Source organism: Streptomyces sp. ICBB 8177 (assembly GCF_003144095.1).
In the GTDB taxonomy this organism is placed as follows: domain Bacteria; phylum Actinomycetota; class Actinomycetes; order Streptomycetales; family Streptomycetaceae; genus Streptantibioticus_D.
The window spans coordinates 282,474-298,158 of record NZ_NSKH01000003.1 but is presented as its reverse complement, the minus strand read 5'-3'; the positions used below and the strand labels follow the sequence as shown (position 1 = coordinate 298,158).

13 protein-coding genes are annotated in these 15,685 nt (G+C 73.4%); 4 read left to right on the top strand and 9 right to left on the bottom strand.

Annotated elements, in window-relative coordinates:
• Positions 1 to 50: 50 nt before the first annotated feature.
• From CK485_RS04255 to CK485_RS04235, 5 genes are all read right to left on the bottom strand, one after another.
• Positions 51 to 1,304 (bottom strand): ketosynthase chain-length factor, encoded by a 1,254-nt coding sequence (locus tag CK485_RS04255; RefSeq protein WP_109447053.1) that lies wholly within the window; start codon positions 1,302 to 1,304, stop codon positions 51 to 53.
• Positions 1,304 to 2,572: a beta-ketoacyl-[acyl-carrier-protein] synthase family protein gene (locus tag CK485_RS04250; RefSeq protein ID WP_109447051.1), complete on the bottom strand. Its 1,269-nt coding sequence runs from the start codon at positions 2,570 to 2,572 to the stop codon at positions 1,304 to 1,306. Before CK485_RS04250 ends, CK485_RS04255 begins: the two co-directional genes overlap by 1 nt.
• A 58-nt stretch (positions 2,573 to 2,630) precedes the next feature.
• Positions 2,631 to 3,455 carry a thioesterase domain-containing protein gene (locus CK485_RS04245; RefSeq protein ID WP_158288153.1) on the bottom strand — a complete coding sequence of 275 codons (825 nt, stop codon included), beginning with the start codon at positions 3,453 to 3,455 and terminating at the stop codon, positions 2,631 to 2,633.
• A complete protein-coding gene (locus tag CK485_RS04240) occupies positions 3,452 to 4,225 on the bottom strand; it encodes a cyclase family protein (protein WP_109447047.1) in 774 nt (257 codons plus the stop codon). Before CK485_RS04240 ends, CK485_RS04245 begins: the two co-directional genes overlap by 4 nt.
• A gap of 211 nt (positions 4,226 to 4,436) precedes the next feature.
• Positions 4,437 to 5,255 carry an AfsR/SARP family transcriptional regulator gene (locus CK485_RS04235; RefSeq protein ID WP_109447045.1) on the bottom strand — a complete coding sequence of 273 codons (819 nt, stop codon included), beginning with the start codon at positions 5,253 to 5,255 and terminating at the stop codon, positions 4,437 to 4,439.
• A 297-nt stretch (positions 5,256 to 5,552) separates the two neighbouring features.
• Between CK485_RS04235 and CK485_RS28665 the strand changes: the two genes are divergently transcribed.
• The 4 genes from CK485_RS28665 to CK485_RS04220 all read left to right on the top strand — a co-directional run bounded on the left by CK485_RS28665 (position 5,553) and on the right by CK485_RS04220 (position 10,018).
• Complete coding sequence (locus tag CK485_RS28665) at positions 5,553 to 5,711, top strand: hypothetical protein (protein ID WP_158288152.1); 159 nt, start codon at positions 5,553 to 5,555, stop codon at positions 5,709 to 5,711.
• Between the two features lie 3 nt (positions 5,712 to 5,714).
• Complete coding sequence (locus tag CK485_RS04230) at positions 5,715 to 8,006, top strand: TOMM precursor leader peptide-binding protein (RefSeq protein ID WP_109447043.1); 2,292 nt, start codon at positions 5,715 to 5,717, stop codon at positions 8,004 to 8,006.
• A 50-nt stretch (positions 8,007 to 8,056) separates the two neighbouring features.
• Positions 8,057 to 8,734: a hypothetical protein gene (locus tag CK485_RS04225; protein ID WP_109447041.1), complete on the top strand. Its 678-nt coding sequence runs from the start codon at positions 8,057 to 8,059 to the stop codon at positions 8,732 to 8,734.
• Positions 8,735 to 8,893: 159 nt separating this feature from the next.
• Entirely contained in the window at positions 8,894 to 10,018 is a 1,125-nt protein-coding gene (locus tag CK485_RS04220) for a histidine kinase (RefSeq protein WP_146214482.1), read from the top strand.
• Between the two features lie 41 nt (positions 10,019 to 10,059).
• Here the strand turns inward: CK485_RS04220 and CK485_RS04215 are convergent, their stop codons facing one another.
• The 4 genes from CK485_RS04215 to CK485_RS04200 form a co-directional block, all read right to left on the bottom strand.
• Positions 10,060 to 10,665: a response regulator transcription factor gene (locus tag CK485_RS04215; protein ID WP_109447037.1), complete on the bottom strand. Its 606-nt coding sequence runs from the start codon at positions 10,663 to 10,665 to the stop codon at positions 10,060 to 10,062.
• A 188-nt stretch (positions 10,666 to 10,853) separates the two neighbouring features.
• Positions 10,854 to 11,735, bottom strand: coding sequence for a 4'-phosphopantetheinyl transferase superfamily protein (locus tag CK485_RS04210; protein WP_241968119.1), 882 nt, complete (start codon positions 11,733 to 11,735; stop codon positions 10,854 to 10,856).
• On the bottom strand, positions 11,732 to 13,657 hold the full coding sequence (locus tag CK485_RS04205) for an acyl-CoA dehydrogenase family protein (protein ID WP_109447035.1): 1,926 nt from the start codon (positions 13,655 to 13,657) through the stop codon (positions 11,732 to 11,734). The genes CK485_RS04210 and CK485_RS04205 overlap by 4 nt, the downstream gene beginning before the upstream one ends.
• Entirely contained in the window at positions 13,654 to 15,423 is a 1,770-nt protein-coding gene (locus tag CK485_RS04200; RefSeq protein WP_109447033.1) for a fatty acyl-AMP ligase, read from the bottom strand. The genes CK485_RS04205 and CK485_RS04200 overlap by 4 nt, the downstream gene beginning before the upstream one ends.
• Positions 15,424 to 15,685 lie beyond the last annotated feature (262 nt).

Here is a 15,685-nt window from a genome sequence, read left to right as displayed (position 1 = left end):
CGTTCGGCAGGGCGGAACACAGTGGTGTGACAGGGGGGAGCGGGGGTGGGTCAGCCGGCGGTGACGACGGCCGCGGCGTTGAAGCCGCCGTTGCCGCGGGCCAGCACCAGCGCGGTGCGCACCGGGTGCGGCCGCACGGCGGTGACCAGGTCGAGGTCGACGCCCTCGGCCTGCCGCTCGACGTTGACGGTGGGCGGGATCAGCCCGTCGCGGATGGACAGCAGGGCCGCGGCCAGGTCGAGCGCCGCGCCTCCCGCGTAGAGGCGTCCCGTCATCGTCTTCGGCACGGTGACCGGCACACCGCGCGGGCCGAACAGGCCGCTGATGGCGTTGGCCTCCTGGCGGTCCAGCTCCTCCACGCCGGAGCCGTCGGCGAACACCACGTCCACGTCCGCCGCGCCCACTCCGGCCTCGGCCAGGGCGAGTTCCGCGGCGCGGCGCAGGCCGGGCTCGCCGCCGGTGCCGGGCTTCGGGTCGAAGGTCGCGGCGTATCCGGCGAGGCGTCCGTAGACGCGGGCGCCGCGTTCGCGGGCCTCGTCGGCGTCCTCCAGGATGAGGATCGCGCCGCCCTCGCCGGGCACGTAGCCGCTGGCGCGCACGTCGAACGGCACGAAGGCGCTGTCCGGTTCGTTGACCGGGCTGAGCCGGGCGCCGGCGAGCTGCGCGGTCCAGCCCCAGGGGCAGATCGCGCCGTCCACGCCGCCGGTGACGATCAGGCGGGAGCCCTTGCGCAGCTGGCGGCGGGCCTGGGCGACCGCGTCGAGGCCGCCGGCCTGCTCGGTGACCAGGACGCCGGAGGGGCCGCGCATGCCGTGCCGGATGGAGATCTGGCCGGAGTTGACGGCGTAGAACCAGGCGAAGGACTGGTAGGCGCTGACGTACTGCCCGCCCTTGCTCCACAGCGCCTCCAGCTCGCGCTGGCCGAACTCGAAGCCGCCGGCCGAGCTGGCGGTGACCACGCCCGCGGCGAACTCCGGCAGCTGCGCCGGGTCGACGCCCGCGTCGTCGATGGCCTCCTTCGCCGCGTACAGCGCGAGCCGCGTCATGTGGTCGGTCTGCGGCAGCAGGCGGCTGGGGATGTGCTCCTCGGCGGCGAACCCGGGCACCTCACCGGCGAGTTGCGCCGGGTAGCTGCTGGGGTCGAAGCGGGTGACGCGGTCGATGCCGTTGGTGCCGGCCAGGGTCGCGGCCCACCATGCCTCGGTGCCCAGCCCGTTGGGGGCGGCGACGCCGATACCGGTGAACAGCGCGGTCCTGGACCGCTGCGGGGACCCGGCGGAACGTTCCAGCACGGGGGTGGTCATCAGGCGGCCCTCCGTTCCGGCCGGTTGAGCACCATCGCGCTCTGGAAGCCGCCGAAGCCGCTGCCCACGGTGAGCACGGTGTCGATGGTCTTCTCGCGGGCGGTCAGCGGCGTGTAGTCCAAGTCGCACTCCGGGTCCGGCTCGTGCAGGTTGGCGGTCGGCGGCACGACACCGTGCTCGATGGCCAGCGCGCAGGCCGCCACCTCCAGGGAGCCGATGGCGCCCAGTGAGTGCCCGATCATCGACTTGATGGAGCTGACCGGGGTGGCGTACGCGTGGTCGCCGAGGCTGCGCTTGAACGCGGCCGTCTCGTGGCGGTCGTTCTGCTTGGTGCCGGAGCCGTGCGCGTTGATGTAGTCCACGGCGGTGGCGTCGAGACGTGCCTCGTCCAGCGCGACCCGGATGGCCTCGGCCATCTCGGCGCCGTCGGGGCGCAGGCCCGTCATGTGGTAGGCGTTGCTGCGGGAGGCGAAGCCGCCGATCTCCGCGTAGATGTGCGCGCCGCGGCGGCGGGCCTGCTCCAGTTCCTCCAGCACGAAGACGGCGGAGCCCTCGCCGAGCACGAAGCCGTTGCGGGTCTTGTCGAACGGCCGGGAGGCGTGCTCCGGGTCGTCGTTGCGCGGCGAGGTGGCCTTGATGGCGTCGAAGCAGGCCACCGACACCGGCGAGATCGGCGCCTCGGTCGCTCCGGCGATCATGGTGTCGGCGCTGCCCTCGCGGATCAGCTCGACCGCGTGGCCGACCGAGTCCAGGCCGGAGGTGCAGCCGGTGGAGACCACCGCGGTCGGGCCCTGGGCGCCGACCGTCCAGGCGACCTCCTTGGCGAACGAGGCGGGCACGAAGTAGTCGAACAGCTGCGGCACCGCGTAGTGGTGGTCCACCACCCAGTCCTGGCCGCCGTTGCTGACCACCGCGTACTCGCTGTCCAGGCCCATGGTGGCGCCGACCGCGCTGCCGATGGTGACACCGGTGCGGAACGGGTCGAGGGCGGAGGTGTCCAGACCGCTGTCGGCGACCGCTTCGCGCGCACTGACCACGGCGAACTGCGCCGCGCGGTCCAGGCGCCGGATCTCCTGCGGGGTCAGGCCCTCCTTGGCCGGGTCGAAGTCCGCCTCGGCGGCGATCCTGGACCGGAACGAGGAGGCGTCGAAGAGCGAGATGGCCCGGGTCGCGGTGCGTCCCTCGGTGAGCAGCGACCAGAAGTCCTTGGTCCCCACCCCGCCGGGAGCCACCACGCCGATGCCGGTGATGACCACCCGCCGGCTCATCGCTGCCTCCCCGAGGGCCGTGCCGCCCGCGCCGCCAGGGCCCGGGTATTGGTTGTCTTCACGGCCACATCACCTCTCTGCTCGTCGATCTCGTGCTCACGACTGTCACTCCCCCCTCTCGAAGTGCGCTCAACTCGGGCCAGAGGCCACCGGGTTGCTCGCACCGCAGGTCAAGGGCGGCGTCCCGCAGCGCCAGCGGCGCCGCCTTGCCCCGTACGAAGAAGTGCGAACCGGTCACCGTGCGCAGTTCGAAGCCGCCCGGCGCGTAGTCCGCCCACTCGGCCATCCCGGCCAGGGGCGCGATCGGGTCCTCCCGCGAGGCCAGCGCCAGCAGCGGCGCGCTCAGCGGCGAGTGCTCGATCTCGCACAGCGCCTCGGCGAGCCGCAGGTCGTCCCGCAGCGCCGGCAGCACCCTGCGCTCCCACACGTGCCCGCCGTCCGCGGCCTCCGGCGGCAGGGTGTCGTACGACACCAGCAGCCGCAGCAGCTCCAGGTCGGGCAGGTCCACCCCGCGCAGCACCGGCGAGCGCAGGTGCGGCGGCTGCACGGCGCCGACCGACACCAGCGACGGGCCGCGCTCGCCCAGCCGTTCGCGGTGCCGGGCGAAGGTGTAGGCGACCAGGCCGCCGAGGCTGTGCCCGTACAGCAGGTACGGGCGGTCCAGCAGCGGTCCGATCAACTCGTCCAGTTCTACGAGGAGTTGCTCGGGGTCGGTGATGCGGGCCTCGCGCACCCTCGTCTCCCGGCCGGGCAGCAGCACGGGCACCACCTCGGCGGCGTCCCCCAAGACGTTCTGCCAGGGCGCGAAGCAGGACACGCCCGCGCCCGCGTGGTGGAAGCAGAACAGCCAGGGTCTGACGCCCTCCCCCGCGCCGCCGGTCACTCGTTCACCAGGGCCACGGCCCGGGTCCAGCCCGCGCCCGCGCCCGCGATCTTCACCGGGAAGCACGCCACCTGGAAGCCGAACGGCTCCGGCAGGGCGTCGAGGTTGGCCAGCCGCTCCACCTGGCAGTACTCGCGACGGCGGCCGGCGAAGTGCGCGGGCCACAGCACCGAGCGGTCGCCGGTCTCCTGGTAGCGGCGGATCATGTCGGTGAACGGCGCGTCCAGGCTCCACGCGTCGGTGCCGATCACCCGCACGCCGAGGTCCAGCAGGAAGTCGGTGGCGGGCCCGTCGAGCCCGGCGAAGTCGGTGAAGTACCGGGGGGTGCCGACGTGCTGGGAGGCCCCGGTGTGCAGGATGACGATGTCCAGCGGATTCGGCTGGTAGCCGATGTCGGCGAGCGCCTTCTCCACCCGAGCCCGGGTGATGACGCCGATCCCGACGTCCCGCACGTCCAGCACCACGCCCGGCCGCCAGAACCAGTCCAGCGGCATCTGGTCGATGTGCCGGGGTGTGCCGTAGTCGCCCTTGGAGCCGTAGTGCGAGGGCGCGTCGACGTGGGTGCCGGTGTGGCTGGTGAGCGTGAGGGTGTCCAGGGAGAGCAGTTCACCGCCCGGCAGGTCGGCCGGGTCGAAGTCGAGACCGAAGTGGGTCTTCATCTCCTCGGCCATGTGACGGGCGCCCTCGGCGGGCGTCATGATCTCGTGGACGATCGGATCCGGCTCCCAGCCGGACGCGTCGACCGGAGACGACAGGTCTATGACGGGCACGGTGAAACCCCCTGAATCGACTGCACGGGCTGGTGAGCGTTTCGCGTCGCACACTGTGCGGGCCGGCGGTGGAGACCGGATGGAGTCAAGCCGAGGCCCCGCTCAAACGGGCTGAGCGGGGCCAGTGGCGGCGCGGGTTGGAGAGGGTGGGGGGAGTCGGGACGGTCGGGGGGCCGGGGAGGCGTCCGGGTGGGGGGCACCGGGCGCGGGGTCAGGCGGCGAACAGGTCGAGCACGGGACGCCGCTGCTCCTGGGCGAACTCCAGGGCCGGATCGCCGGACAGCACGGCCTGGTGCAGGCGTTGCAGCCGCGGGGAGGGCTCGAGCCCGAGTTCGTCCACCAGGCGCCCCCGCAGCGCCTGGTAGACCTCGAGCGCCTGCCACTGGCGGCCGGAGCGGTAGAGCGCGGCCATGCACTGCGCGTGCAGCCCCTCGTGCAGCGGGTGCCGCTTCGTCAGGGACGTCAACTCACTGACGAGTTCGGTGTGCTGACCGAGCATCAGTTCCGCGTCGATGCGGCGTTCCAGTACACCGAGCCGGCTCTCCTCCAGCCGGACCAGCTCGATCTCCAGCATCGGCCCCACCTTGACGTCCACCAGCGCGGGACCGCGCCACAGGCCCAGCGCCTCGCGGTAGAGCCGGGCGGCGGTCGCGGCGTCGCCCTCGTCGCCGGCCTTGCGGCCCTCGGCCACCAGCCGGTCGTACTCGTGCACGTCGACGGCGCCGGGCTGGACCTGGAGCAGGTAGCCGCCGTGCCGGGTGACCAGCACGTCCTTGCTCCCGTAGAGCGCGTCGGGCCCCAGCGCGGTGGTGAGGCGGCGGCGCAGCTGAAGGATGTAGGTCTGCAACGTGGTGAGCGCGCTGCGGGGCATCTGGGAGCCCCAGATCTCCTCCATCAGCGTCGGTACCGGCAGCACCTGGTTGGCGTAGACGGCCAGCAGCGCAAGGATCTGACGGGGCTTCCCCGCGGTCGGGACGATCGACACGCCGCCCGTTTCCGCGCTCAGGGGCCCCAGGACCTTGATGTCCATTGCTTCCTCCGTGGCATGGTCTGCCCGATGCTCCGATCGGTTCGGTACGGGCTTTTCGAGCGTTACGAAGGTCCCATCCGGCTGCCCCGCGCCGACAGTGCCGTACTCCTGAAGCGGGCGTGCGTTTCCACTGGTCCGAGGCATGAGATTTTCACGTGCGCCTCATGAGCGCGGCACTGGTGACCACCGGGCCGGTTTCAGCAGACTCGGTGTCACCTCAAGGGCGGCGCCACCGCAAGTCAGCCGCCTCGCGAGCGAGTTGGTGATCCACCCAACACGGTTCACACGGGAGACGACATGAACGCCACGCCCACGGGCACCACGGTCCGTTACGACGAACTGTTCATCGAGGAACTGACGATCGACCTGGATCGCGACTGCGCCACCATCTGCGCCACGTGCGGAACCACTTACCTGGTGACCGACCAGGTTGCCGACGGCAGAACAGCCGCCTGACCCATGGCGGTCCCGGGGGACAGCAGCAGCGCGCTGCTGGGATTTCGACCGCATCTGCGCGTGGAGCAGGTACCCGGCGAAGCCGTGTACGTGCTCTCCGACCAACGCGTCACCGCGCTTCACGGCGAGCAGATCGCACGGCTCGCCCCGCTGCTGGACGGCACCCGATGCCTGCAAGAGGTCATCGCGGACGCGTCCGGCGTCTTGTCCGCACAACAGATCGCCCGGCTCATAGCCCGGCTCACCGAGGCCGGACTGGTCTCCGCCCGCCCGAACGCTTCTCTGGCATGCGAGGCAGCCGCCGAGCACGCCTACTGGGAGGCCGCCGGTCTGGACGGCACCGACGCCACCACGGCACGCGCCACGAGTTCCGTGCACGCGATGTCGGTGGGGGGAACCGCTCTCACCTCGCTCCAGCAGTCCCTGGCCGCGGCCGGGCTGCGCACGCCACCGCCCCGCCTCGCGGACAACGCCGACCTGACGGTGGTGCTCTGCGACGACTACCTCAACCCCGAGCTGAAGGAGATCGACGCCGCGCACCGCGCGGCGGGCCGGCCCTGGCTGCCGGTGACGATCGACGGCACCCACCTGTGGGTCGGGCCGTTCTTCGGCCTCGCAGAACGCGCCTGCTGGGCCTGCCTGGCGGACCGGTTGTGGCGTGGCCGGCAGGTCGAGGCACACGTGCAGCGCTGCCTTGACCGCGACGGCCCCCTGCCGCGTACGGCCTTCGGGCTGCCGGCTACCCGGCAGGCGGGGCTGCAACTGGCCGCGCTGGAGGCGGCCAAGTGGCTGGCGGGGCACCGCCACCCCGGTCAGCACCAGCTGTGGTGTCTGGACAGCCTGACCCTCCAGGGCGGCCACCACCCGGTGCAGCGCCGCCCGCAGTGCGAGGTGTGCGGCGATCCCGGTCTGGTCGCCGCCCGGGTCACGGCGCCGGTGGTGCTCGGCTCGCGGCTGAAGAACGACACGGCCGGGGGCGGTCACCGGGCGCTCACCCCGGCGCAGTTGACGGAGGCCTACGGCCATCTGCTCGACCCGGTCACCGGCCTGGTCAAGGAGATCCGGCGGGACCAGCGGGGGCCGGAGTTCCTCAACTCCTTCCACGCGGGCCTGAACCCGGTCGCCGACCCGCGGGGCATCGGCGCGGTGCGCGCCTGCCTGCGCAGCACCAGCGGCGGCAAGGGCACCACACCGGAGCAGGCCCGCACCGGCGCGCTGGCCGAGGCGCTGGAGCGGCACTCGGGCTACTTCCAGGGCGACGAGCCGGTCGTGCGCGGCAGTTACCGCGCGCTGGCCGACCGGGCGATCCACCCGGACGCCGTGCAGCTGTACGACGAGCGGCAGTTCGCGGGCCGCGAGCGGTGGAACGCCGAGCACGCGCCCGCCTCGCAGGTGTGCGACCCGTTCGACGAGGAGGCGGCGATCGACTGGACGCCGGTCTGGTCGCTCACCGAGGGCAGGCACAAGCTGCTGCCGACCGCGTTCCTCTACTACAACGTGCCGCAGCCGCGCGGCGCCGCGTACTGCATGGGCCACTCCAACGGCAACGCGGCCGGCGGGAGCCTGGAGGACGCGGTGCTCCAGGGCTTCCTGGAGCTGGTGGAGCGGGACGCGGTGGCGCTGTGGTGGTACAACCGCACCCGGCAGCCGGGGGTGGACCTCGACGCCTTCGCCGACGAGTGGAACACCGAACTGCGCCGGGTGCACGCCTCGTTGCTGCGTGAGGTGTGGGCCCTCGACCTGACCTCGGACTTCGGCATCCCGGTCTTCGCCGCGGTCTCCCGCCGGGTCGACAAGCCCGCGCAGGACATCATGTTCGGCTTCGGCGCGCACTTCGACCCGAGGATCGCGCTGCGCCGGGCGCTGACCGAGCTGAACCAGCTGCTGCCGAACGTGCTCCAGGCGCAGGCCGACGGCACCGGCTACGGCGTGCGGGACCCGAGGGTCCTGGAGTGGATGCGGGAGGCGACCATCAACAACCAGCCGTACGCCGTGCCGGATCCCGCACTGCCGGCGACCCGGCCCGACGATCACCCCTACACCCCCGGGGCCGATCTGCGGGACGACATCAGCGCCGCACAACGGCTGCTGACCGAACGGGGCTTGGAACTGCTGGTGCTGGACCAGACCCGGCCCGACGTGGGTCTGCCGGTCGTGAAGGTCGTCGTGCCGGGCCTGCGCCCGCACTGGCCGCGCTTCGCGCCGGGCCGGCTGTTCGACGTCCCCGTGGCGCTCGGCAGGCTCACCCGCCCCACCCGCTACGAGGACCTCAACCCGGTTCCGCTCTTCCTGTGACCGCGCCCACGCGCCCATGCGACCGACCACTCCCCCCGAGGACGGTTTCCATGACGATCAACAGCCTGGCGGCCCCCGAGCTGTCGGAGTACTGGTCGCTGCGCGAGGACACCCACACGGAGTCCGGCGCGGGCCCCGAGGGCCCGCTCGTGGTCAGGACCCCGGACGGGGAACTGCGCGTTCCCCGTCCGAGCGGTCTGCTGCGCGAGGCGGTCCGCAGGATGCTCCTCGGGTCGGTCTCGCTGCGCAACGTCGTCGACGACTTCCCCCGGTACGACACGCCGTCGGACGCGGTCGGCGACGACGCCCGCGCCCTGCTGGCGGAGCTCGCGCAGTTGAGTTCGGTCACGGTGCGCACCCTCGCGCTGGGCGCCGAACCCCTGTTGTCGGTCGTGCCGTTGCTGCCCGGCGCCCGCTTCGCACCCCAGCCGTGTCCTGATCCGGGGCGCGCCCGGCTGATCGAGTCCGCGGTCGTGCGCTACGAGGACGGCTGGGCGGCGCTTGAGGCACCCGGTGTGCCGTACCGGGTGGAGTTCCACCGGCCCGAGGCGTTCCGCCTGCTGGGGCGGCTGGACACCCGGGCGGTGCACGACCCGGCCGGTCTGCTGACGCTGCCGCGCGCCCGCGTCCCGGAACGCGCGGTGGACGCCGTCACGGCCTACCTCGCGGGAGTCGGCCTGGTCGAGGGCGTCGAGGCCGGCGAGGAGACCCGTCACCTCCGGAGCTGACGGAACACGGACAACCGGCCGATCGGCCGCCTCTTCCCTTATTCCGGCGCTCCGGTAGATTTCCGGTGGGCTGCCTGGCAGCCCAACAGACCTGCAACCGCTGGGGGAGCATTGAAGGTCGTACGGTTCGGCACGCGCGCGTCCGATTCGCTGAGAGCGGTGGCGGGCGACCTGCCCTCACGCCTGGCCGTGGGAGCCACCACGGCTCTGGTCACCGGCTTCTGCCTGATCGACTGCGCCTACCTCGTCAAGGACGCGCACTCCGCGTGGCGGCTGGCCGTCGGCTGTCTGGTGCTGGCCGCCAACTTCGCCCTCCAGCTGTGCCACTCCTTCCCTCGTCACGTGCGGCTGCCGGACCGTTCCCGGTACGCGACGCTCGCGGCCCAGGCGCTGCTGGCGTTCGTGCCGGTCCTCGTGGTCGGCCAGGACCTGATCGGCATGATCCCGCTGCTCGCGGCGTCGGCGCTGCTGGTGCTGCCGCAACGGGTGGCCTGGCCGGTGTTCGCGGCCGTGTTCGCGGGCGATCTGGCGGTCGTGCTGCGGGTCGGCGACAGCTGGAACATCGTGTACCTGACCGTCGAGTTCCTGCTCAACTCCCTCATCGTCTTCGGCCTTTCCCGCCTCACCGACCTGGTGGAGACGGTGCACCGCTCGCGCGCCGAGCTGACGCGGCTCGCGGTGACCACCGAACGCCTGCGGTTCGCCCGCGACCTGCACGACCTGCTCGGCTACAGCCTGTCCACCATCACCCTCAAGTGCGAACTCGCCAACCGCCTCGTCCCCCGCGACACCACCCGCGCCCAGCACGAACTGGCCGAGATCCTGCACACCAGCCGCCAGGCCCTCGCCGACGTGCGCACCGTCGCCCGCGGCTACCGCCAGATGAGCCTGGCCGACGAGGCCAAGGCCGCGCACAGCATGCTCACCGCCACCGGTATCCACACCACCGTCGAGGTCACCGACACCCCGCTGCCCGCGGACACCGACACCGTCCTGGCCACCGTCCTGCGCGAGGGGCTCACCAACGTCCTGCGGCACAGCAAGGCCGAGCACTGCGCCATCAGCACCGCGCACACCGGCCACGCGGTCGTGCTGCGGCTGGCCAACGACGGCGCGTCAACGGCGACCGCCGCCCCCTCGCCCGCCGACCAGGGCAGCGGCATCGGCAACCTCACCACCCGCGTCAGCCGCCTGGGCGGCACCCTCACCGCCCGCCACGAGGACGGCTGGTTCCACCTCACCGCCCGAATACCCCTGCCCGAACCGGCCTCCGCGGGCGCCTGACGGTGTCCGCGCGCAGACGCCGGCGTGCGGGGGCCGGGATGCTAGAGCCAGCCCGCCTCACGCGCGATACGGATCGCGTCCACCCGGTTACGCGCGTTCAGCTTGGTGACCACCGTGGTCAGGTAGTTGCGCACGGTCCCGGCGGACAGGAAGAGGCGCGAGGCGATCTGGGAGGGCTCCTCGCCGTCCGCCGCCAGCCGCAGCACCTCCAGTTCGCGTTCGGTCAGCGGCGAGCCCCCGGTGTCCAGCGCGGCCAGCGCCAGCTGCGGGTCGATGACCCGTTCCCCGGCCGCCACCTTGCGGATCGCGGCGGCGAGCGCGTCGGGTTCCGCGTCCTTGAGCAGGAAGCCGGAGGCGTGCGCGGCCAGGGCCCGGCGCAGGTTGCCCGGGCGGCCGAGGCTGGTGAGGATCAGGGTGCGGCACTCGGGCAGCGCGGAGTGCAGGGCCTGCGCGGCGGTGATGCCGTCGGTGCCGGGCAGGTCGATGTCGAGCACGGCGACGTCGGGCCGCAGCGCCTGGGCGGTGGGGACGATCTCGGCGCCGGAGGACAGCTCCGCCACGATCTCGATGTCGTCCTCCAGGTCCAGCAGCGCGACCAGGGCTCTGCGCAGCATGTGCATGTCTTCGGCTATGAGGATCCGGATCACGCTTCCCCCGTATTGCAGGTTCCTACCGTCTGGCCGGTTGCCGTGATCCCGATTATCACCCTCACGAATGGACGTACGAGCGACAACGCACCCAACTCAAAGCTTTCCCGCGGTGTGCGAGGCGCTGTGCGTGGCGGTGCGCGTGGTGCCGGGGTCCGGCCGCCGGGGTCGGCCTGGTCCCGGCCCGCTCATTGTCCCTTGTGCTCCGACCGGCTGAGCAGGTCGACGACCTCGCCGAGGAACCCCTCGTCCAGCATGGTGTCCACCGAGGTGTCCCCGTCGCTCTCCGCGCCGGAGTCCTGGCAGGCCACGCTGACCAGGTAGCGGTCCGGCAGCCAGAACGTGCCGAACGACCACTCCCCCCGGGACGCCTGGCGGCCGTCGGGGGTCAGCAGCGAGGTGCCGTCGGCGCCGAAGCCGAACTGGTTGAAGCCCAGCCGCATGCCCTGCCCGAGCGCCTTGGTGTACGCCTCCTTCAGCGTCCAGATCCGCAGCAGTTCCCGTTCGCGCGCCGGTTCCGGCAGGTCGGCAAGCAGCTCGCGTTCGGCCGGGGTGCACAACTGCCGTTCCACGGACGTGTACTGGATGCGGCGGTCGGCGAGTTCGGTGTCGACGCCGATCCGGCCGCGCCGGTTGAGGCCGACGACCATCAGGTCCTTGGTGTGGCTGAGGCTGACGTCCACCTGGTCGCAGCCGCGCAGGTAAGGCCGCCCGCCCGGCTTGTACGCCAGCTCCACGCTGTCCGGCGGCACGTGCAGCGCGGCCCCGGCCGCGTAGCGCACCATCAGCCGGGAGGCGGCGAACCGGGAGCGCGCCTCGGGGTCGGACAGGCCGCTGAAGCGCTGCCAGTCGCGGCTGCCGAGCAGGTTGCGCAGTTCGGGGTCGGCGAGCGCCGCGGGCAGCCACTCCTGCCAGTAGGCGTGCACGACGGCGTGCCCGGTCCAGCTGACCGACTGCCGCACCTTGCTCCACGGCCCCTCGATGCCGGGCATCGAGATCGGCTCGGCCAGTGTCGTACGGTCCGCGGCCCACGCCGTACGCCCCGTGTCCCGCGCCAGACGGCCGTTCACGTTCCACCACCTTCCGCAAGGGGAGCCGCGTAGAGGTCGTAGGCGGTCCCCGCACGGAAACGTCCCACCACCTCGTGCAGCACCCGGTCCACACAACCGGTGGGCGGCGCGGGCAGGGCCAGGCCCAGCCTGCCGCCGAGTCGTTGCAGCGCCAGCACGGCCCAGGAGGGGTCGGCGAGGAAGCCGCCCGCGTCCGCCGCGCCTCCCTCGCCACGCGCGTCGCCTGCGCCGTCCGCACCTGCCGCGTTCCCCGTGGCGAGCCGTTCCCACGTCGCCAGCACCGCGCCGGCGGCGGAGATCAGCGCGTGCCGGTCGGCCAGCGCGCACATCTCGGGGTTCGACAGCGCCGCGCGGTCGCCCACCTCCAGCTCCCGGCAGCGGTCGTGCAGCGCCCACAACTCGCGCACGAACGCGTCCGCGTAACGCTTCAGCGTGGCCGGCGCGTCGCCCGGCACGGCGCTGTCGCGGAGCCGGGCGGCGGTGGCGGTGAGCCCGGCGGCCAGCAGGTCGTCCCCGCCCGCGAGGCCGAGCGCCGCCAGGTCCAGCTCGGGCAGGCCGGCGCCGGGGCGGAAGACCGCGTCCGGCGGTTCGGCGGCGCGGAACCAGGAACGCCGTGCCAGCAGCGGGAGTTGGGGGATGACCACGGCCTGGCAGGCGGCGGTGCCGGCGTGGCCGAGGCCCGCGGCCGGCAGGTCGCGCAGCAGTTTCGACAGCGCGCCGCGATCCCCGTCGCCGTCCCCGCCCTGGTAGCCGGAGGCGCCCAGCACGGTGGCCAGTTCCTCCAGGTCGTCGCGGAGCAGGTCGGGCACGAGGTACTTGACCTCGGCCGCCGCCAGATGCGCCCCGTCCGGCACCAGGTGCAGGGCCCGCAACGCGGTCGTCGCCATCGCGTCGGCGGCCAGCAGGTCGGCGAAGACCCCGGCGAGCAGCGGCCGGTGCCGCCCCTCGGGTCCGCCGGGCCGTCCGGCCAGCGCGGCGGCGACGGCGGTGCGCAGCACGGTGTCGACGGAGGCGATCACGGCGGCGGGGATCAGCGACCGGTTGAGCTGGAAGGTGCGCAGCGCCAGCCGCACGCCCTCGCCGTAGGACCCGACCAGCGCCTCGGGTCCGACCTCGCAGTCGTGGAAGGCGTATCCGCCGAAGTGGCAGCCGCGCATGCCGGTCGTCAGCTTGCGCGGCAGCGTCTCCATGCCGCCGGGCGGCAGCCGGTCGGGGTCGACCAGCAGCACCGAGTGGCTGCCCGCGCCGGGCGTGGAGGGCAGATTGCGGGCGTAGGCCACCAGCGCCTCGGCGCGGTGGGCGTTGATCACCATGTCCTTGCGGCCGGTGAGCGAGAAGCCTCCTCGCGTCCGCTCGGCGCCCACCTCGCCGCGCAGCAGTCCGCTGCCGTGCGCGAGGGAGTGGTGCACGATGGTGGCCCGCCCACCGCCGCACAACAACCGTGCCAGTGACCGCTGTTGCTCGGGCGAGCCGGCCACCCAGACCGCGGAGGCGGCGAACAGCGAGGTGATGCCGTGGCCGAAGCCGAGCGCCACGTCCCGCCGGAAGACCGGCCGCAGCACGCGCGCGAGGGTGTCGGCGCGGACCAGCCGCCCGCCGAGGGCCGCGGGCACCAGTTCGGCGCCGAAGCCCTCGTCGGTCAGCAGTCCCTCGGCCTCGGCCGGCAGTTCCTGCCGCTCCTCGGCGGCGAGCAGGGCGCGGAAGCCGAGCGGGTTGCCGGGGTCGCGGGGGTCGCCGAAACGCCGCTCCAGGTGCGCGACGCGCGCCATGACGTTTGTCGCGACGCCCTTGCCGACGTCCGTCGCGGCCTCGGCGCCGGTCGTCGTACCGGCGTCCGACCCGACCCGCGCGCCGGATCGGACGCCGGTGTCCGACCCGACCGGCGCACCGGTGTCCGCGACCGCCGTCGTCCCCGTGTTCACGCCGGCACCCTCTCCCTCGTCTGCCGTGGCACCCCGCCGGCGCTCAGCGCCCGTACCGGGTCCTGCAACTCCTCGTACAGCGGCCGCAGTTCGCCGCGCAGGAACAGCTCGCGCATCTCCGATCTGCGCACCTTCCCGCTGGTCGTGCGTCTGACCGTGCCGGGCCGCACCAGCAGCACCGCGTCCGGGATCGCCCCGAACTCCTGCGCCAGCACCCCGCGCACCCGCGTCGCGAGGTCCGCCAGCTCGTCGCGGCCCCGGCCGATCGCCCGCACCTCCTGCACGACGACCAGCAGCCGGTTCGCCTCGCCCACCCCGAACACCGCCGCCGACGCGAACTGCGTCCCGCAGTGCGGCAGTTGGCGTTCGATCTCCTGCGGGTGCAGGGAGCGCCCGGCGACCAGCAGCACGTCCTTGATGCGTCCGGTGACGTAGACCTCGCCGTCGTGGACCGCGCCCAGGTCACCGGTGCGCAGGAAGCCGCCCTCACCGGAGGCGGTCGCGTTGCCGAAGGCCTCGGCGGTCTCCAGGGGACGCGCCCAGTAGCCCCTGGCCACCGCCGGGCCGCGCACCCACAGCTCCCCTACGGCGCCGTCCGGCAGCTCGGCCGAGGTGCGCGGGTCGACGACGCGGACCTCGGCGCCGCCGGCCGGACCGCAGGCGACCACCGTCTGCCGGGTCGTGCCGGGCGGGCGCAGCTCCGCGTCCTCCACCCCGCGCAGCGCGGCGGGGCTCTCACCGCGCCCCACGCTGACCAGCAGCGTCGCCTCCGCGAGTCCGTAGCCGGGGGTGAGTGTGCCGGGGCGCAGTCCGGCGGCGGCGAAGCGCTCGGTGAACGCGCGCAGGTTGTCCGCGCCGACCGGCTCCGCCGCGTCGACGGCCCGCTTCAGGCGCGAGAGGTCGAGCGCGGCCAGTTCCTCGTCGGTGACCTCCCGCACGCAGCGGGCGTACGCGGAGTCCGGCGCGGCGACATGCGTGACGTCGTACCGGTCGATCGCCTTCAGCCAGCGGCCGGGCCGGGCCAGGAACAGCCGCGGCGGCATCAGCACCACGGTGGCGCCCAGCCACAGCGGGTGCAGCAACTCCCCCACCAGGCCCAGGTCGTGGTGGAACGGCAGCCAGCCGCCGATCCGCGATCCGGCGTCGGTGCCGAGCGCGTCACGCAGTGCGGCCATGGTGGCCAGCAGGTTGGCGTGGCTGACCATGACGCCGCGGGGCGCGGCGGTGCTGCCGGAGGTGTACTGGATGATCGCGAGGTCGTCGCCGCCCAGCGCGGGCATCCGCCACTCGGCCGCGGTGCGCTCGATCAGCTCGCGGTCGGCGGCGAGCGCGCCGCCGTCCACCGCGAGGCAGGCCACGCCGCCCCGTCCGGCCTGCGCCAACTGCCGTGAGACGTCCGGCGCGTGGGCGGACTCGGTGAGCACCAGGTGCACCGCGGCCTCCGCGACGATCGCGGCCGTGCGCTCGGACGCCGCGCGGGAGACCGCGGGCGGCGGCACCGGCACGGCGACGGCGCCCGCGTACAGGCAGCCGAGCAGCGCCACGGCGAAGGACACACCGGTGTCCAGCGCGAGCATGACCTGCCGTCCCGCCGCCCCGTGCCCGGCCAGCCGTACGGCCAGCGCCCTGGCGCGCAGGTCGAGTTCGCCGTAGGTGACGGCGGTGCCGGACTCGCCCGCGGTGTCGAGCGGCACCAGCGCCGGCGCGTCCCGGCGGTCGGCGAAGCGCGTCACCAGGGCTTGCGTGAGGCTCGTGGGTGTTGGCATCCCCTCAACTCCCCGTTTCTGCGTTCCCGTCGCACGCGGCGGCCGCCGTGGGGATCCCGGTCAGGGGCTCTCGTCGTGGCGGCGGCGTGCGGGGTCCATGCTGCGCGCCGGGGCTCGACAGGGGCTCGAACATCGATGCTGGTCGCGACGGGGTCCGCCTCGCGCGCCGGGCCGCTCGAGCGGCGCTCGACCGGCGCTCCGGCCCGCGTTGTTGTGCTGGCACCGGACGGGGAACAGCCGCGGGACCTTCCGAGGGGACACG